The 18,657-nt window shown below is 36.5% G+C and carries 15 protein-coding genes and 1 other annotated feature; of the genes, 11 read left to right on the top strand and 4 right to left on the bottom strand.

Annotated features, from left to right (window positions below; genetic code table 11):
- Positions 1-82: 82 nt before the first annotated feature.
- On the top strand, positions 83-1,279 hold the full coding sequence (gene metK, locus HF990_RS02700) for a methionine adenosyltransferase (protein ID WP_016837042.1): 1,197 nt from the start codon (positions 83-85) through the stop codon (positions 1,277-1,279).
- Positions 1,280-1,370: 91 nt separating this feature from the next.
- Here metK and HF990_RS02695 read toward each other — a convergent pair whose 3' ends face one another.
- The gene (locus HF990_RS02695) at positions 1,371-1,883 is read right to left on the bottom strand and encodes a gamma carbonic anhydrase (protein WP_016837043.1); all 513 of its coding nucleotides are present in this window, start codon (positions 1,881-1,883) and stop codon (positions 1,371-1,373) included.
- A 123-nt stretch (positions 1,884-2,006) separates the two neighbouring features.
- Here HF990_RS02695 and HF990_RS02690 point away from each other — a divergent pair, with 123 nt between their 5' ends.
- Complete coding sequence (locus HF990_RS02690) at positions 2,007-2,801, top strand: alpha/beta hydrolase (protein ID WP_016837044.1); 795 nt, start codon at positions 2,007-2,009, stop codon at positions 2,799-2,801.
- A gap of 163 nt (positions 2,802-2,964) precedes the next feature.
- Positions 2,965-4,443 carry an alanine/glycine:cation symporter family protein gene (locus HF990_RS02685; RefSeq protein ID WP_016837045.1) on the top strand — a complete coding sequence of 493 codons (1,479 nt, stop codon included), beginning with the start codon at positions 2,965-2,967 and terminating at the stop codon, positions 4,441-4,443.
- 19 nt (positions 4,444-4,462) lie between these two features.
- Here the strand turns inward: HF990_RS02685 and HF990_RS02680 are convergent, their stop codons facing one another.
- Together HF990_RS02680 and HF990_RS02675 are read right to left on the bottom strand one after the other, a co-directional pair.
- The gene (locus HF990_RS02680; protein ID WP_168411943.1) at positions 4,463-5,044 is read right to left on the bottom strand and encodes a class I SAM-dependent methyltransferase; all 582 of its coding nucleotides are present in this window, start codon (positions 5,042-5,044) and stop codon (positions 4,463-4,465) included.
- Positions 5,041-5,997, bottom strand: a complete 957-nt coding sequence (locus HF990_RS02675; RefSeq protein ID WP_168411936.1) for a TIGR01212 family radical SAM protein — start codon at positions 5,995-5,997, stop codon at positions 5,041-5,043. The genes HF990_RS02680 and HF990_RS02675 overlap by 4 nt, the downstream gene beginning before the upstream one ends.
- A 209-nt stretch (positions 5,998-6,206) precedes the next feature.
- Between HF990_RS02675 and HF990_RS02670 the strand changes: the two genes are divergently transcribed.
- From HF990_RS02670 to cysI, 7 genes are all read left to right on the top strand, one after another.
- Positions 6,207-6,410, top strand: coding sequence for a hypothetical protein (locus HF990_RS02670; RefSeq protein WP_016837048.1), 204 nt, complete (start codon positions 6,207-6,209; stop codon positions 6,408-6,410).
- 116 nt (positions 6,411-6,526) lie between these two features.
- Positions 6,527-6,739, top strand: a binding site (T-box leader).
- Positions 6,740-6,882: 143 nt separating this feature from the next.
- Positions 6,883-9,297, top strand: coding sequence for a leucine--tRNA ligase (gene leuS / locus HF990_RS02665; RefSeq protein WP_016837049.1), 2,415 nt, complete (start codon positions 6,883-6,885; stop codon positions 9,295-9,297).
- A gap of 460 nt (positions 9,298-9,757) precedes the next feature.
- Positions 9,758-10,525 (top strand): uroporphyrinogen-III C-methyltransferase, encoded by a 768-nt coding sequence (gene cobA / locus HF990_RS02660; RefSeq protein WP_016837050.1) that lies wholly within the window; start codon positions 9,758-9,760, stop codon positions 10,523-10,525.
- 15 nt (positions 10,526-10,540) lie between these two features.
- Positions 10,541-11,287, top strand: a complete 747-nt coding sequence (locus tag HF990_RS02655) for a sirohydrochlorin chelatase (protein WP_168411935.1) — start codon at positions 10,541-10,543, stop codon at positions 11,285-11,287.
- A gap of 34 nt (positions 11,288-11,321) precedes the next feature.
- Entirely contained in the window at positions 11,322-11,435 is a 114-nt protein-coding gene (locus HF990_RS02650) for a DUF2292 domain-containing protein (protein ID WP_408056479.1), read from the top strand.
- Positions 11,436-11,466: 31 nt separating this feature from the next.
- On the top strand, positions 11,467-13,263 hold the full coding sequence (locus tag HF990_RS02645; RefSeq protein ID WP_016837053.1) for an assimilatory sulfite reductase (NADPH) flavoprotein subunit: 1,797 nt from the start codon (positions 11,467-11,469) through the stop codon (positions 13,261-13,263).
- Between the two features lie 13 nt (positions 13,264-13,276).
- A complete protein-coding gene (cysI, locus tag HF990_RS02640; RefSeq protein WP_311733626.1) occupies positions 13,277-15,007 on the top strand; it encodes an assimilatory sulfite reductase (NADPH) hemoprotein subunit in 1,731 nt (576 codons plus the stop codon).
- Between the two features lie 94 nt (positions 15,008-15,101).
- Here cysI and HF990_RS02635 read toward each other — a convergent pair whose 3' ends face one another.
- On the bottom strand, positions 15,102-16,352 hold the full coding sequence (locus tag HF990_RS02635) for a BaiN/RdsA family NAD(P)/FAD-dependent oxidoreductase (RefSeq protein ID WP_168411933.1): 1,251 nt from the start codon (positions 16,350-16,352) through the stop codon (positions 15,102-15,104).
- 289 nt (positions 16,353-16,641) lie between these two features.
- Between HF990_RS02635 and asnB the strand changes: the two genes are divergently transcribed.
- Entirely contained in the window at positions 16,642-18,495 is a 1,854-nt protein-coding gene (asnB, locus tag HF990_RS02630) for an asparagine synthase (glutamine-hydrolyzing) (RefSeq protein WP_168411932.1), read from the top strand.
- Positions 18,496-18,657: the final 162 nt, after the last annotated feature.

Below are 18,657 nucleotides of genomic sequence, written 5' to 3'. Positions count from 1 at the left end.
GGGCGAATGTTGCTAAGGCAAAATGGATAATGAGTACCGTATCATAGCAGAGATTCGTCTCGTAAATTTAGGAGGAAATTTAATGTCAAATCGTCGACTGTTTACATCAGAAAGCGTAACAGAAGGTCATCCAGATAAAATTTGTGACCAAATATCCGATGCAATATTGGATGCGATACTAGAAGAAGATCCAAATGCAAGGGTTGCTTGTGAAACAATTGTTACAACTGGATTAGTGCTTGTAACCGGAGAAATTACTACGACAACTTATGTCGATATTCAAAGTATTGTTCGGGACACTGTCGCAGAAATTGGATATACGCGTGGGAAATTTGGATTTGATGCAGAAAACTTGGCGGTGCTCACTGCAATCGGTGAACAATCACCAGATATTGCAGAAGGTGTAGACCAAGCCTTAGAAGCACGAGAAGGATATATGACTGATGAGGATATCGAAGCGATTGGTGCTGGAGACCAAGGATTAATGTTTGGATTTGCTTGCAATGAAACTCCAGAACTGATGCCTCTACCGATTAGTTTAGCTCATCGACTTGCAAGAAGATTATCAGAAGTTCGGAAATCAAAAGAGATTCCGTATTTACGACCAGATGGTAAAACACAAGTTACTGTAGAATATGATGAAAATAATGTACCTCGTCGCATTGATACAATCGTCATTTCTACTCAGCATGATGAAGGAGTTACTCTTGATCAAATTAAAGTAGATATGATGGAAAAAGTTATTAAGGAAATTGTTCCAATAGAGTTGATTGATGATGATACTAAATACTTCATTAACCCAACTGGCCGCTTCGTAATTGGTGGACCAAAAGGAGATGCGGGTCTAACTGGCCGCAAAATTATTGTGGATACTTATGGTGGATATGCTCGTCATGGTGGAGGAGCATTTTCTGGAAAAGACCCTACAAAAGTGGACCGTTCTGCTGCCTATGCTGCGCGTTATGTAGCAAAAAACATCGTAGCATCTGGTCTTGCTGATCGAGTAGAAGTTCAATTAGCTTATGCAATTGGTGTTGCACGTCCTGTATCCATTTCAATTGATACTTTTGGAACAGGTAAAGTAAGTGAGGGCAAATTAGTTGAGTGGGTCAAAGAACTATTTGATTTACGACCTGCGGGTATCATTAAAATGCTAGATTTGCGTCGTCCAATTTATAAACAAACTGCTGCATATGGTCATTTTGGTCGCACGGATATCGATTTGCCTTGGGAAAGAACAGATGTGGCCCAATTATTAAGAGAGAAGGCAGGATTATAATTATTTTATAAAAATGCAGGCAAATATGAACGCCTGCATTTTTATTTTTCAATGTAAATTTAATATTGTATAAATAATAATAACTTGAATTTTATTTCTTTAATGACTGATAATATTTTCCTTTTTCAACATATTCTTGAATAATGCGATCCATATCTTTACGATCTTCTTCTGTTACTTGACGGACGACTTTAGCAGGATTGCCCATAGCGACAGAATTTGGAGGGATTTTTTTACCAGGAGGTACTAAACTTCCAGCTGCAACGAGTGCTCCTTCTCCGATTTCAGCACCATCTAATATGATGGATCCCATGCCAATTAAAGCGCGTTTACGTACAATACAACTGTGTAAGGTAGCCTGATGACCAACGATGACTTCATCCTCTATGATTAGAGGGTTATTGGGACTTTGATGTAAACAACTTAAATCTTGGATGCTACAACGTTTTCCAATAATCGTTGGTGCAACATCTCCGCGAATCACAGTTCCAAACCAAATTGACGTATCTTCGCCAATTGTAACATCTCCAGTAATCGTTACATGGTCTGCTATAAATACAGAAGGATCGATATTAGGTTCTTTATCTTTATAAGGATAAATCATCGCAAAGCTCCTCATTTCTAAAGTATTATTATGTATATTATCCTAGCAAATAAGAAAATATTTGAAAATAGAACAAAACTAACTTGTAATGACAGAAGTATTAGTGGATTTAGGAGGAACGCTATGTGGAAGTGGGAAACTAAAGAGCAACCGAAAGCTGTTATAGTAATAATACATAGCGCTTTTGAAAACCACCGTTGGTATGCATGGTTAATAGAAAAATTGATGACGGAAGGTTATCATGTCGTGATGGGCGATTTACCAGGGCATGAAGAAGGGTCAAAATTTACGAGGGTTCATGATGAATTAATTGACGAATACTTACTTTTCATTAAACAGCTCATGAAAAGCGCTCTTCAATATCATTTACCAGTATTTATCATTGGACATGGCTTGGGCGGAACCCTTGCAATTCAATTTTTAAGGTCAACGAAGATGGAATGCGCTGGACTAGTATTAACTGCTCCGTGGTTACAGTTGCATAAACATTCCAATTTACTTACAAGTGCACTAGCAAGCATGAACATAGCACCAAGCAAAAAAGTGTCGATGGAGTTTGATAGACGATTATTTACTCGAAATTCTGATGGTTTTCTAGAGATGGAGGATGACGTACCATATCATTCCAATGTTACCGTTCGATGGTATCGAGACATTCAACAATTAATGAAAAATTTGATGACTCAGGATAAGACATTGTCATTGCCCATTTTGCTCATTACCCCTAATCAAGATAAAGTGGCGGATTCAGAAACGGCGAGAAAGTGGTTATTATTGCAAAAAACAAGTGAATTTCAATATAAAGACTGGCCCCATAGTTATCACAATATTTTTCATGATTATGAAAGGGAAGAAGTATTTCTATACATGAGAGATTTTATGAATAATGTTCTACGATCTATAGGATATATAGTTTAATTGAATTATATTGAAATTGGAGGAATGTTCGATATGGACATTCCTTTTTTAATATAAAATTAATAATTTTTTTAAAAAAATGATATCAAAAATATTGATTGTTTTCATAAGTTTTTGTAATATAAAAAATATTCATGATACATAAATTTAAAGGGGTGTGTGTATGTTAGAAAATTTCTTAAACTGGATTAGCGGCATCCTTTGGGGGCCAATCATGATTTATGGGATTTTAATCGTAGGACTAGTGTTCTCGATTATGACCCGATTTGCTCAAATTAGAAAAATTAAAGAAATGTTTGTTTTAATGTTTACTGGAGAGAAATCAGAAGCTGGTGTTTCTTCTTTCCAAGCATTAACGATAGCGCTTTCAGGACGCGTCGGTACCGGAAATATTATTGGTACGGCCAGCGCTATTGCATTCGGTGGTCCAGGTGCGGTATTCTGGATGTGGATTACAGCATTTATTGGAGCATCAACTGCATATGTAGAATCAACATTAGCGCAAATCTATAAAACTAAAAAACAAGGGGTTTATCGTGGTGGACCAGCTTATTACATGGAAAAGGGGACTGGTAAACGCTGGTTCGGAGTAATGTTTGCGATTGCAGCCATTTTAGCGATGGCGATCTTGATGCCTGGAGTTCAATCTAATGCCATTTCCAGTGCAATGAACAATGCATTTAACATTTCACCTTGGATGACAGGATTAGCTATCATTGCTTTATTAGGATTTGTTATTATTGGTGGGGTAAAACGTATTGCAAACGCAGCACAAATTATCGTGCCATTTATGGCGGTTGCATACCTTTTAGTAGCAATTGTCGTAATTATCATGAACATTTCAGAAGTGCCTGCAGTGTTCGGATTAATTATTCGAAGCGCATTTAGTGTAGATGCAACATTCGGTGGTATGATTGGTGCAGCCATTGCATGGGGGGTAAAACGTGCTATTTACTCCAATGAAGCAGGACAAGGTTCAGGTCCACATGCTGCAGCAGCTGCGGAAGTATCCCATCCAGCGAAGCAAGGTCTAGTGCAAGCAGCATCTATTTATATTGATACGTTACTTGTATGTTCCGCAACAGCGTTAATGATTTTATTCATGGGCACTTACAATACGAATGTAAATAATGCTGAAGGAGAATTAATTGTTGAACATGTACCAGGGCATAACTATACAGAATTTACTCAGCTTGCTGTTACTGGAGCATTCCCTGGATTAGATAATTTCGGTGCTGCATTTGTAGCCTTTGCTTTATTCTTCTTTGCATTCACAACATTAATGGCTTACTACTATATTGCAGAAACGAATGTTGCTTATTTATTCTCCGGACGCACAGAAGGAACTGTTACTTGGATTCTAAAAATTGTAATGCTTGCTTCCGTATTTTACGGTTCAGTAAGAACTTCAGATTTAGCTTGGCTACTAGGGGATATCGGACTTGGTTTAATGGTATGGACAAATGTTATAGGGATTATTGTATTAGCGAAGCCTTCCTTCATAGCTTTAAAAGATTATGAGGAACAAAGAAAAGCTGGAAAAGATCCTGTATTTGATCCTATTAAATTAGGAATTAAAAATGCAGATTTCTGGGTAGAGCGTAATAAATCTCAAAATCAACAAGAAAATAAAGAAAAATAGAAATATAAAAACTGCCGACTTATTTTAAGTCTGGCAGTTTTTTCATTTTCTCCAAAGCAATGATAAACGGAGGGTCGTTTTTTTGATTAATGAATTCATAGCGAAGAACGTGAACATATTTTTGAGGAAGAGATTTTACAAATTCAATCACCGCATCTCTTTCCTCTTTCCCACCTTCGTGACCATGGTAAATCACTAAAACTATTATGCCACCAATCTTTAAAAGTGATAGTAATTGTTCAATTGCAGAAATAGTTGTTTCTCCTTTGGTGATAATGTCATGATTTCCACCAGGTAAGTAGCCTAAATTAAAGATAGCCCCCGCTACTTCTTCTTGGACATATTTAGACAGTTGTTCGTGTCCATCTAAAATGACACGGGCTCTATGTTCTAATCCGTTTTCTTTTAATCGTTGAATTGTTACATCTACTGCTTGTTGTTGAATATCAAAGGCATAGACAAAACCTGTCTCTCCTACAAGATTAGCTAGAAATAATGTATCGTGGCCGTTTCCAGCGGTTGCATCAACGGCGATATCACCTTCATTAATTACAGATGATAATAAAGTTTTTGCGTAAGGTAAAACCCGTACTAGCATTATTTGTTCACTTCCGCCTTATAATATTTTCCTTGCCAGGAGTTTCTACGTTCTAATTCAGCATCAATGCCGTTTAACACTTCCCATTTGTTCACGCTCCACATTGGTCCAATCATTAACTCTATCGGTCCATCACCGGTAATGCGATGGATGATCATGTTTGGCGGAAGAATTTCTAATTGGTCTGCTACAAGTTTGATATACTCTTCTCTTTCAAGGAATTGCAACATGCCTTTTTCATATTGTTTTACCATCGGTGTTCCTTTTAATAAATGCAAGAGATGAATTTTGATGCCTTGAACATCTAACTTAGCCACTTCACGTGCCGTTTCCATCATCATATCGTAATCTTCTAATGGTAAACCGTTAATGATGTGGGTACAAACACGTATATTATGTTTGCGAAGTTTCTCGACTCCTTCAACATATGTAGCATAATCATGAGCTCGATTGATTAAATTTGCTGTTCTTTCATGTATCGTTTGCAGTCCCATTTCAACCCATAAAAATGTTCTTTCATTTAATTCTGCCAAATATTCTACGACGTCATCTGGTAGACAATCGGGGCGAGTAGCGATGCTTAAACCCATTACCCCTTCACAATTTAGTGCAGCTTCAAATTTCTCTTTTAAAACAGGTAGAGGTGCGTGAGTATTTGTATATGCTTGGAAATAGGCCATTGTTTTACCGTCTTTCCATTTATTCTGCATTTTTGCTTTAATTTTTTCGAATTGGACCGGAATTGGGTCAACTCGATTACCGGCAAAATCCCCACTGCCGGCAGCGCTGCAGAAAGTGCAACCTCCATATGCCACTGTTCCGTCTCGATTCGGACAATCAAAGCCTGCATCTAATGCTACTTTATATACTTTATGGCCAAACTTATCACGCAAATATCGATTCCATGTATAATAACGTTTCCCATCGGAAGGGAATGGAAATTGTTGCTCTGTCAATTGTTTCACTCCTTACTGGTATTCACGAAAACAGTTGCATTTTGTTGGGTTAGATGTTGATTGATGAGCGGAATACCATTACACATTATAACATTGAAGAGGAAGCGTTGTAATCTTATTAATATTGCTTATATTGTTTATATTAAAATTTACAATATTGGTTATAATAGGTAATATTATATCGATTAGAAAAAAAGGGGAGTTTAGGGTTGATATTTCAAATAATGGGGATAGGAAATGCTATTGGATTCATCATGTTCTTTTTTATTTATCTTCTAAGCATGATACTGGGTTTTTTCAAGCATTCCGCATTTTTTGCTCTAGCCATTATCGGATTTGGGGGAGCGGTTTATTACGTTGTTCGAATTGTTTCAAATATACTGAAGGAAATAAAGAAAAGAAATACAGAATAACTGGTGAAAAACTAGCCATATGAGGAAATTTAGTCTAAAATAATATACATTAAGATTTGTATTCATAGGGCTTGTATAATTTCTATATTTCCATTAAAATGAATTCATTGAAAATATGTACGACTAGGAGAAGGAATAGTAGATTTTGACGCTTTAACAGAGAGCTAGCGGTTGGTGGGAGCTAGTAAGCAGACAAATCGAACTCGCCTTTGAGTCTGTTTTAGTGAAAAGTAGTAGCTAAAACCGTTCACCGCGTTAAGGGTATGAGCTGAGTGCATGTGTCACTAATTTGGGTGGTACCGCGGGAGTAACATGCTCTCGTCCCTTCTCTTTGGGTTGGGGCGAGTTTTTTTATTTTTTTAAAAATTCCGTTAATTCTACCACTTTTAGGATAATATACGGATAGGCAATTTATTGTTTCACGTATGTAGTAAAAAAGGTTGCAATAAATTAGGTCAAGGAGGAAGTACCCGTGAGTTACAATCATCGAGAAATTGAGAAGAAATGGCAGACGTATTGGGCGCAAAATAAAACCTTTAAAACATTAAACGATAATTCGAAACCTAAATTTTACGCATTGGACATGTTCCCTTATCCATCTGGATCAGGTTTGCATGTAGGTCACCCAGAAGGCTATACAGCGACAGATATATTATCTCGTTATAAACGCATGCAAGGTTATGATGTCCTTCATCCAATGGGATGGGATGCGTTTGGACTCCCTGCTGAGCAATATGCATTAGATACAGGTAACGATCCTGCCGAGTTCACTCAACAAAATATCGAGAACTTCAAACGTCAAATTCAAGAATTAGGATTTTCATATGACTGGGATCGGGAAATCAATACAACAGATCCAGAATATTATAAATGGACACAATGGATTTTTATTCAATTATATAAACATGGATTAGCATACATTGATGAGGTACCTGTAAACTGGTGTCCAGCTCTTGGTACTGTGCTTGCCAATGAAGAAGTTATTGATGGTAAATCAGAACGCGGAGGGCATCCGGTAATACGTAAACCAATGAAACAGTGGATGCTAAAAATTACAGCATACGCTGACCGCTTATTGGAAGATTTAGATGAGTTGGATTGGCCTGAAAGCATTAAAGAAATGCAACGAAATTGGATTGGCCGTTCAGAAGGTGCTGAAGTTACATTTACTGTACAAGGTACTGACAAACAATTCCGTGTGTTCACAACACGTCCTGACACATTGTTCGGAGCGACATATTGTGTTCTTGCACCGGAACATGATTTAGTAAAAGAAATTACGACTCCTGAACAAAAAGAACAAGTGGATGCTTATATTGAACAAGTACAATCTAAATCTGATTTAGAACGTACAGATTTAGCAAAAGAAAAAACAGGTGTATTTACTGGTGCATATGCCATTAACCCTGTTAACGGAAAAGCTATTCCAATTTGGATTGCGGACTATGTGCTTTCTTCATATGGAACAGGTGCTATTATGGCAGTACCTGCACACGACGAGAGAGACTATGAATTTGCGAAAAAGTTCAATTTACCAATCATTCCTGTTTTAGAAGGCGGAAATATAGAAGAAGAAGCGTTTACTGGAGATGGACCACATATCAACTCCGATTTCCTAAATGGTTTAGGAAAAGAAGATGCAATTAAGAAAGCCATCGAGTGGTTGGAAGAAAAAGGCGTAGGAGAAAGAAAAGTATCTTATCGTCTGCGTGATTGGTTATTTAGCCGTCAACGTTATTGGGGCGAGCCAATTCCGATTATCCATTGGGAAGATGGCACAATGACAACAGTACCTGAGGAAGAGTTACCTCTCCGCTTGCCTAAAACAAACGATATTCGCCCAAGTGGTACAGGAGAATCTCCACTAGCAAATATTGAAGATTGGGTAAATGTAGTAGATCCGAAAACAGGTAAGAAAGGTCGTCGTGAAACTAATACAATGCCTCAATGGGCAGGATCCAGCTGGTATTTCTTGCGCTATATCGACCCAAATAACAAAGAAAAACTTGCAGATGAAGAGCTTTTAAAACGCTGGTTGCCAGTAGATATTTACATTGGTGGTGCGGAACATGCTGTTCTTCACTTGCTATACGCTCGCTTCTGGCATAAATTCTTATACGATATTGGCGTTGTTCCAACGAAAGAACCTTTCCAAAAATTATTCAACCAAGGAATGATTTTAGGAGAAAATAATGAAAAAATGTCTAAATCAAGAGGTAACGTTGTAAACCCTGACGACATTGTGCGAAGCCATGGTGCAGACACGTTGAGACTTTATGAAATGTTCATGGGTCCTCTAGATGCTTCTGTTGCATGGTCTACGAAGGGGCTAGATGGAGCAAGACGTTTCTTAGATCGAATTTGGAGACTATTTGTAAACGAAGATGGGACACTTTCTAATAAAATTCAAGAGTCCGATGATAAAACGTTGGAAAAAGTTTATCATCAAACAGTAAAGAAAGTGTCTGAAGACTACGATCACTTACATTTCAATACAGCAATTTCTCAACTAATGGTGTTCATCAATGAATGTTATAAAGTAGAAGTAGTACCAAAAGAGTATGCAGAAGGCTTTGTAAAAATGCTTTCTCCAATTGCACCACATATTGGTGAAGAACTTTGGTCAATTTTAGGCCATGAGGATACAATTACATATGAACCTTGGCCAACTTATGATGAATCAAAACTCGTTGATGATGAAGTAGAAATTGTAGTTCAAGTTAACGGGAAAGTCCGCTCAAAAGTGAAAGTAGCGAAAGATGCATCAAAAGAACAATTAGAAGAAATTGCAAAAGAAGACGAAAAAGTGAAAGAACTTGTTGAAGGAAAAGAAATTGTTAAAGTGATTACCATTCCAGGAAAACTTGTCAATATTGTTGTGAAATAAAAAGCATTTGTTGAAAACAATGGCTCAAAAGTAAGAAACCTTTTGAGTCATTGTTATTTTTTATGTAAATAATTCTTACTAAATTTATAGAATTATAAAAAATTCTATTGACTTATTAAGTTTGTGACCTTATTATTTATACCAAATTACTATGGATTAAAGTGCTGACTAGAAAACTAGAGGCCGTAATATTCTCCGGATGAACATAAAGACACGAGTACTTGTGTTCAAGGGGATATTATGGTCTTTTTGTTAATGCATGTTTTTATATTGGTTCTAATTGGTTTGGCTGTTTTGAAAAAACTGATTCATTATGCTTAATTTAGAAAAAAGTATTGAAATGGTATAGGGTATTTCGTAATATATAAAAAACATAAAACTTAGTTGTTTTATAAGAATTCAAGGTTTTTAGTATTCATGATTATCATTGTATATTTCAGGAAAAACGTGAGGGAACAAAATGGGAAAAGTATATATTGTAGGGGCTGGTCCTGGCAGTGTCGATTTAATAACGGTAAAAGGTTTGAGATGTATTCAACAAGCAGATGTTATTTTGTACGACCGTCTTGTATCAAAAGAGTTGCTTACTTATGCGAAACCAAACGCTGAACTAATCTTTGTCGGAAAGTTACCAAAATTACATAATGTCATACAAGAAAGAATAAACCAATTGCTTGTACACCATGCAAAAAGAGGGAAAATTGTTACAAGGTTGAAAGGTGGAGACCCTTTCGTATTTGGGCGTGGGGCAGAAGAAGCAGAGGTCTTGAGGGAAGCGGGCATTCCGTTTGAAATTGTGCCAGGCATTACCTCTGGTATTGCTGCACCTGCATATGCTGGAATTCCTGTAACTCATAGAGATTTTGGTTCGACCTTTGCAATTATTACTGGTCATATGAGAGAGGGAAAAGACGAAGGAATTGATTGGAAAGGTTTATCAGAATCAGTCGATACGTTAGCAATTTATATGGGTATTGGTAATTTGCCATACATTACAGAGCAATTGTTGAAATATAAGCGAAATCCAACTATTCCTGTAGCTTTAATTGAATGGGGAACTACGAGCCATCAAAGAGTTGTTACGGGTACGTTAGAAACGATTGTAAGCATCGCTAGTGAAGAGAAAATAAAAAATCCTTCAATGATTATAGTAGGAGAAGTTGTGAAAATGCGTGAAAAGATTGCGTGGTTTGAAGAATGTCAGTCGACTTTACGTGAAACTGTGTAAACAGGAGGGATGAAATTGCAAGCATTGTTGTATGTTGCTCATGGTAGCCGAGTAAAAGAGGGTGTAAAAGAAGCGATTCAGTTTATTGAAACAGTAAAATCCTATATCGATGTTGGCATTCAAGAATATTGTTTTTTAGAACTGGCAGAACCATCGATTTTAAAAGGAATAGAGCAATGTGTTTCGAAAGGAGCAACATGCATTACAGTAATCCCACTATTATTGCTTTCTGCAAATCATGCAAAAATCGATATTCCATCTGAAATCGAACAAGCAAAAAGACGATATCCTTTTGTTGCCTTTACGATTGGAAAGCCTCTCGGCGTTCATGAAAAGCTTATTCATAGTTTACACAGCCGAGTAATGGAACAAAGTCCAGTAGACCCAAAGGAAACGGAGATTTTGTTGATTGGGAGGGGAAGCAGTGATCCAAGTGTACAGAAGGAACTAGGAGAAATTGCAAAACTCCTTCAACAAACATACGAATATGCAAAAGTTGATATTTGCTTTTTGTATGGTAACGGACCATCCTTCGACGAAAAATTAATGAAATTAAATGAAAGCAAAAATCGGGTATTCATAATTCCTTATTTATTATTTACAGGGTTATTAAAATTAGGCATTGAGAAAAGGGTAGCGAAACAAGGATTTTTGAAAGAACAAGTGGTGTTGTGTGAATGTTTAGGTTATGACGACAATGTGCGTCAAGTTTTCATTGAGAGAATTGAAGAATCACTATATTCATTTGTAGGGAGTGATTGAAATGGATAAAAAACAACAAAATTTTGAGAAGGCAATGGAAAGTATTAAAAAAATGATTAGCACAATGAATTACGGTTCAATCACTTTAATTGTTCAAGATAATTTTATTATTCAAATCGAAAAAAACGAAAAGATTCGATTGAAGTAAGAAAAGAATTTATTTTATCGAGGTGTGCAGAGTGTTAGAAGTCATCAATAGTCCATTTAATGAAAAACAAGTAAAGCAGTTAAATGAAGTGTTAGCAACGTTAACTCCCCAACAAAAAATTTGGTTAACTGGATATTTAACTGCAAGTGCGAACATTGGCGTTATAGAAGCTCCTAGAGAAATGACTCAACAAGCCGTTGCATCTTCCCCAATTCAAAAACATGTGACAATCCTTTATGCCAGTCAGACTGGAAACGCACAAAAACTTGCAGAAAAGTTTGGCGACCAGCTTCAACAGATAGGTTTAGAAGTTTCGGTTTCATCAATGAGTGATTATAAAACGAATGCATTGAAAAAAGCTCAATATTTACTGATTGTAGCAAGTACCCACGGCGAAGGAGAGCCACCAGATAACGCGATTGCTTTCCACAGCTTTTTACATGGAAAACGAGCGCCAAAATTAGATCATGTACAATACGCTGTACTTGCATTAGGCGACTCTAGCTATGAATATTTCTGTCAAACTGGTAAAGATTTTGATATTCAGCTAGAAAAACTAGGGGCAAAACGCCTAGTGGATCGGGTTGATTGTGATGTTGATTATGCAGAACAAGCAGAAAAGTGGTTTGGAGAAGTAAAGGAGAAATTGCATAGTGAATTTACACAATTCACTCCTTCTGAACAAGAAGCAGCAGCGACTGTATTACAAGAAGAGACGGAATATTCTCGCAAAAATCCTTTTGTTGCAGAAATCATTGAAAAGATTAATTTAAACGGGCAAGGTTCCAATAAAGAAACAATCCATCTGGAACTTTCTCTTGAAAATTCAGGAATTGCTTTTGAACCAGGGGATTGTTTAGCTATCATCCCGATTAACAATCAAACACTTGTGAACTCTTTAATTTCTGCATTAGGATTTGAGGCAAGCACAAAAGTCGATGTGGATGGAACATCTGTTACACTTGAAGAAGCGTTATTAAAGACATTTGAAATAACACTTTTAACAAAGCCGTTGATGAATAAAATCGCAGAGTATACGGAAAATAAAGATTTCCATGCATTAATCGAAAATCAGGAAACTTTAAAACAATTTATGAATGGTCGAGATTTATTAGATGTTGTGGAACAATTTGGACCATTTAATTGGGATGCCCAAGGTTTCATCAACTGTTTGCGTAAAATTCCTGCCCGACAATATTCCATTTCAAGCAGCTTATTAGCATATCCTGAAGAAGCCCATGTCACAATCGGTGTTGTTCGTTATGAAGTAGATGGTAGAGAAAGACTAGGTGTTTGCTCGACATATGTTGCCGATCAATTAGAAGTGGGAGATCAAGTACAAGTATATGTTCAGAAAAATCCAAACTTTAAACTTGTAGATGATGATACACCTATCATTATGATTGGTCCAGGAACAGGTGTAGCTCCTTTTCGCGCATTTGTTCAAGAGCGAGAAGAGCGCGGTGCTAGTGGAGAAAACTGGTTGTTCTTTGGAGATCAACATTTCGTAACAGATTTCCTATATCAAAGGGAATGGTTAAACTGGCTTAAATCTGGAGTGTTGACGAAACTTGATGTTGCTTTTTCTCGAGATCAAGAGGAAAAAGTATATGTACAACATAAAATGCTTAAGCATGCAAAAGAATTGTATGCATGGTTAGAAAAAGGGGCAGCTGTTTACGTCTGCGGTGATAAAAACATGGCAAAAGATGTGCAAGAGACGTTGCTCCGAATTATTCAACAGGAAGGCAACAAGTCGGAAGAAGATGCAATGGAATATTTAGAAGAATTGCGTAAGCAAAAACGTTATCAGCGGGATGTTTACTAAGGAGGAAGCAAACGTGACAAAAAAAATTGTGTTACCACCCCAAGAGGGAAAACCTAGTGATGTAGAGGAGATTAAGCAAGCAAGTAACTATTTGCGTGGAACATTGGCTGAATCTTTTCAAGATGAAGTTACATCCGGTATTCCTGATTGGGATAATCGATTATTAAAATTCCATGGAAGTTATTTGCAAGATGACAGGGATCAAAGGGTAGAAAGGGAACGTAAAAAATTAGAGCCGGCATACCAATTTATGGTGCGTTTGCGTATGCCAGCTGGAGTTGCAAAAACAAATCAATGGATAAAATTAGATGAACTGGCTGATAAATATGGAAACGGTTCAATCAAAATTACAACACGACAAACAATCCAATTCCATGGAATTTTAAAATGGAATATGAAAAAACATTTACAAGAGTTAAATAGTATTTTGCTTGATACAATTGCTGCATGTGGAGACGTAAATCGCAACGTCATGTGTAATGCAAATCCTTATCAATCTAAACTGCATCAAGAAGTATCTGATTACGCAGCAAAAATCAGCCAACATTTATTGCCTCGAACAAACGCTTATTATGAAATCTGGTTAGATCATGAAAAAGTTGTAGATACGCATGAGGAACAAGAACCTATTTACGGTGCTCTTTATTTACCACGTAAATTTAAAATTGGTATCGCTGTTCCACCTGCTAATGATGTAGATGTCTTTTCTCAAGATATCGGCTTAATTGCCATTGTTGAAAATGATGAATTGGTTGGTTTCAATGTGGCAATCGGTGGAGGAATGGGAATGACTCATGGGGATACAAACACTTATCCTCAGTTAGCGAGAATTATAGGATATGTTTCGAAAGATAAAATCGTTGATGTTTGTGAAAAAATTATGACTGTACAGCGAGACTACGGTAATCGTTCAGTACGTAAATATGCTCGCTTCAAATACACCATCGATCGACTTGGTTTAGAAAATGTGAAGAAAGAAATCGAAAAACGATTAGGATATGAATTTGAAGAAGCTCGTGACTTCCGTTTTGAACACACGGGCGATCGTTATGGTTGGGTTAAAGGGGAAGATGGTAAATATCATTTCACATTATTTATTCAAAATGGCCGTGTCCGCGATTTTGAAAATTATCCATTAAAAACCGCATTACGAGAAATTGCTGAAATTCATAAAGGTGAGTTTCGCTTTACAGGAAATCAAAATTTAGTCATTGCCAATGTAAGCCCAAGATCGAAAAAAAACATTGATAAAATCATTGAAAAATATCAATTAACGGAAAGTGACAATTACTCAGCTCTACGCAGAAATTCGATCGCTTGTGTTGCATTGCCAACTTGCGGATTGGCGATGGCTGAGTCTGAGCGGTATTTACCTACCCTTATTCAAAAAATTGAACCAATTTTAAAAGAATACGGCTTATTTGATCAAGATATTGTGATTCGGATGTCTGGCTGTCCGAATGGTTGTTCTAGAGCAGCTATGGCTGAAATTGGATTCATCGGAAAAGGTCCTGGAAAATACAATTTACATTTAGGAGGAAGTTTCCAAGGTACTCGACTTGCTAAATTGTATAAAGAAAATATAGGAGAAGAAGAAATATTAGCTACTTTAAGGCCGATTTTTGAACATTATGCAAATGAGCGGCTTGAAGGAGAGTATTTCGGAGATTTCGTCATCCGTGCTGGATATGTAGATGCAGTTACGGATGGAAGAGAATTCCATAAAGAGAAAACAAACGCATAAACATATTTTTCATTTCATTCTTCTGCCATGTCGAAAAGGGAATTAAGTAAAAAATTCTCTCCTGTTCGATAAGACATGGCAGAAGCAATGAAATTTATTTTCCTGCATTCATTCCTGCAATACGTCCTGTTACAAGAGCACTTGTAATATTATAGCCTCCCGTATAACCATGAATATCTAAAATTTCACCACAAAAATATAATCCCTTCTTTTTCTTCGAGGCCATCGTTTTAGGATCAATTTCCTTAATGGACACACCACCACCAGTAACAAATGCTTTTTCTAAAGGCAGCGTACCATGGACATCCATTGTAAACGATACAAGCTCATGAGCTAATTTTCGTATATGTTCTTGTGAAATTTCTGCGCAAGATTTTGAAGCATCGATATTTGCTCTTTCAAGTAAAAATAATAGCCATCTCTCAGGAGCTAACGGTTTTAATAAATTTTTTATCGATTTTTTCGGTTCCTTTTTTAGAAGTTGATTTAAGTATTGGAAACAAGTTTCTTCATTATAGTTGGTTAAGATTTGTATACGAATTTGAACAGGTGCACCACTATTTTTCTTTAATTCTTTCACAACAAATTGGCTACACCGCAATATGGCTGGTCCACTTATCCCAAAGTGAGTAAAGAGCATGTCCATTTGATGAGTAATAATGGGTTTTCCTTTTTTATTTAATACGGAAACCGCTACATCTCTTAATGATAAACCTTGCAAGTCCCGAGATTGAATAAAAGGCTCCTTCGATATAATCGGCACCTCTGTCGGGAATAATTCTGTAACTGTATGACCTGCTCGTTCTGCCCAAGGATATCCATCTCCAGTCGAACCAGTTTGAGGAACCGCTTTGCCGCCAACTGCCACGATTACTGTTTTTGAACGAATTTCAGAACCATCTTGTAGACGAACCCCTAAAACTTTTTCATCATCCATTAATATTTTGCTGACAGAAGTTTGTAATCGTATTTCTACGTTCAAGCGTTTTAATTCACGCGTCAAGGCATCAACCACATCTTGTGCTCGGTTGGAGACAGGAAACATGCGCCCGTGATCTTCTTCCTTAAGCGGTACACCTAATCTTTCAAAAAATTGTATGATATCTTCGTTGTTAAAAATGGAAAAGGCGCTATAAAGAAAACGACCATTTCCCGGTATATGTTTAATGATTTCCTCAACAGGTAATTGGTTGGTAACATTGCAGCGACCGCCGCCTGAAATCGCAAGTTTTTTTCCAAGTTTATTTCCTTTTTCAATTAGCAATACTTTTTTCTTTTGTTCACCAGCCGCTATAGCAGCCATTAAACCGGATGGACCGCCTCCGATTACAATACAGTCGTACATAAGAAAATCTCTCTTTCATTTAGATTTTTTCATTTCATATTATACACGCTGGATGGATGAAAATATAAATCTTTTGGAATTGTAAAAAGGAATAGCATTTGGAAAAAATATAAGTAGCAAGTCCATATAGAAAAATTATCTAGAAATTGTCTAGCTTTGTCGAGTTTAGTACAATTGAGAAGATTCATTGAATCTTAAGTAGAATCGTTTTATAATCATAATTCGGTATGATTACGGAGCAATTTCTGATAAAATAATTTTGTTATGCAGAAAGTTGAGGCGAAAAGTAATGTGTGGATTTATTGGATATATACATGGAACGGAGAAAATAGACCATCACCAAACAATTGAAAAAATGATGGATACAATTATACATCGTGGACCAGACAGCGGAGGCATACATATTGATGAAAAAGTTTCCCTAGGATTTCGTCGTCTAAGCATCATCGATTTAACTGATGCAGCAAATCAGCCTCTCTATAGTGAGGATGGAAGCATCGTTTTGGTTTTTAACGGGGAAATTTATAATTTCCAACAATTGCGGGAAGAGCTAATTAATAAAGGCTATCAATTTAAAACAAAGTCAGACAGCGAAGTACTGATTTATAGTTACATGGAATATGGTGAAGAGTTTGTAAAACAACTGCGCGGTATGTTTGCCTTTTGTATTTGGGATAAAAACCGCAATCAAATGATGATAGCCCGCGATGGTTTTGGAATTAAGCCGTTATATTATACAAAAAATACAAAAGATAATACGTTCATTTTCGGATCTGAAATTAAATCATTTTTGCCCCATCCTTCATTTATTAAAGAATTAAATAAAGATGCTTTACGTCCGTACTTAACATTCCAATATTCATCTATGGACGAAACGTTCTTTAAAGGAGTTTATAAATTACGACCTGCCCACTACATGATTATTAAAGAGGGCAAAATCGTAAAAATGGAAAAATATTGGGATAAAAAATACCATGCGAAAGATGGCACGTTGGAACATTATGTTGAAGAAATCCAAAAAACAGTGAAAGAATCAGTTGAGGCTCACAAAATAAGTGATGTGAAAGTTGGTTCCTTTTTATCTGGAGGGATTGATTCCAGTTACGTAACTTCATTATTGCGCCCAAATACATCTTTCTCTGTTGGATTTAAAAATTACGAAAAAATGTTCAACGAAACGGATCATGCAAAAGAATTATCCGATATTCTCAATATCGAAAATAAACGCACATATGTATCTGCTGATGATGTATTTGAAAAACTGCCTACCATTCAATGGCATATGGATGAACCACAATCCAACCCTTCATCTGTACCGCTTTATTTCCTTTGTGAATTAGCGAGTAAAGATGTAACGGTTGTTTTATCTGGGGAAGGAGCAGACGAGATTTTTGGAGGTTATGAATGGTACCAACCTTCGAAGCGAATGGAAACCTATGAAAAAATTCCGTTCGGCTTAAGAAAAATCATTGGAGCTATTGCAAAGAAACTTCCGAAAAATAAATATACGAACTTCTTAATAAAAGGTGGACAAACAATCGAAGAACGCTTCATTGGGGAAGCAGTTGTGTGGGATGAAGAAGATGCCTTAAACGTATTAAAACCAGCTTATCGTACTGGCCCTAGTGTTCATTCAATAACAAAACCGATTTACGATGAAGTACCATATGAAGATGACGTAACGAAAATGCAATATTTAGATTTAAATCTTTGGTTGCCGGGAGATATTTTACTGAAAGCAGATAAGATGAGTATGGCTCATTCTTTGGAACTGCGTGTACCGTTTTTAGATAAAAAAGTGATGGAATTAGCAAAAAACATTCCTACAAATTATCGTGTGAATGAAAAAGATACAAAATTTGCATTAAGACTTGCTGCTTTAAAAGAGCTTCCTGAAGAATGGGCAAAGCGTCCAAAGCTCGGTTTCCCTGTTCCAATTCGCCATTGGCTTCGAGAAGAGAAGTATTATAATATGGTCAAAGAAGCTTTTCAATCTGATTATGCGAAGGAATTTTTTGATACGAATCAATTAATGAAATATTTAGATGAGCATTACCATAATAAAGCAAATCGCGCAAGATACATTTGGACAGTATATGTTTTCCTTGTGTGGTATAAGCGTTTCTTTATTGATGAGAAATAAAAATGAATCGTTCATGAGTTTGTTTCGTACCGGTTTTCTCTGTATCTGGGGAACCGGTGCGATTCTTTCAATGTTATAGATTTTATAGTTTCTGATAAAGGACTATCTCAAAAGAATATGAGGTAGTGCTTATTTTTTGATGTAAAATTATATACTATGATT

The sequence above is a fragment of the Ureibacillus thermosphaericus genome, assembly GCF_012396605.1.
Taxonomy (GTDB): Bacteria; Bacillota; Bacilli; order Bacillales_A; family Planococcaceae; genus Ureibacillus; species Ureibacillus thermosphaericus.
Note: the sequence above shows the minus strand (reverse complement) of the source record. Positions and strands in the feature narration are given on the sequence as shown.

What these genes read in the sequence shown, in the direction of transcription:
- metK (WP_016837042.1), top strand. Translation starts at nt 83, where the DNA reads ATGTCAAATCGTCGACTGTTTACATCAGAAAGCGTAACAGAAGGTCAT.
- HF990_RS02695 (WP_016837043.1), bottom strand. Translation starts at nt 1,883, where the DNA reads ATGATTTATCCTTATAAAGATAAAGAACCTAATATCGATCCTTCTGTA.
- HF990_RS02690 (WP_016837044.1), top strand. Translation starts at nt 2,007, where the DNA reads ATGTGGAAGTGGGAAACTAAAGAGCAACCGAAAGCTGTTATAGTAATA.
- HF990_RS02685 (WP_016837045.1), top strand. Translation starts at nt 2,965, where the DNA reads ATGTTAGAAAATTTCTTAAACTGGATTAGCGGCATCCTTTGGGGGCCA.
- cobA (WP_016837050.1), top strand. Translation starts at nt 9,758, where the DNA reads ATGGGAAAAGTATATATTGTAGGGGCTGGTCCTGGCAGTGTCGATTTA.
- HF990_RS02650 (WP_408056479.1), top strand. Translation starts at nt 11,322, where the DNA reads ATGGAAAGTATTAAAAAAATGATTAGCACAATGAATTACGGTTCAATC.
- HF990_RS02635 (WP_168411933.1), bottom strand. Translation starts at nt 16,352, where the DNA reads ATGTACGACTGTATTGTAATCGGAGGCGGTCCATCCGGTTTAATGGCT.
- asnB (WP_168411932.1), top strand. Translation starts at nt 16,642, where the DNA reads ATGTGTGGATTTATTGGATATATACATGGAACGGAGAAAATAGACCAT.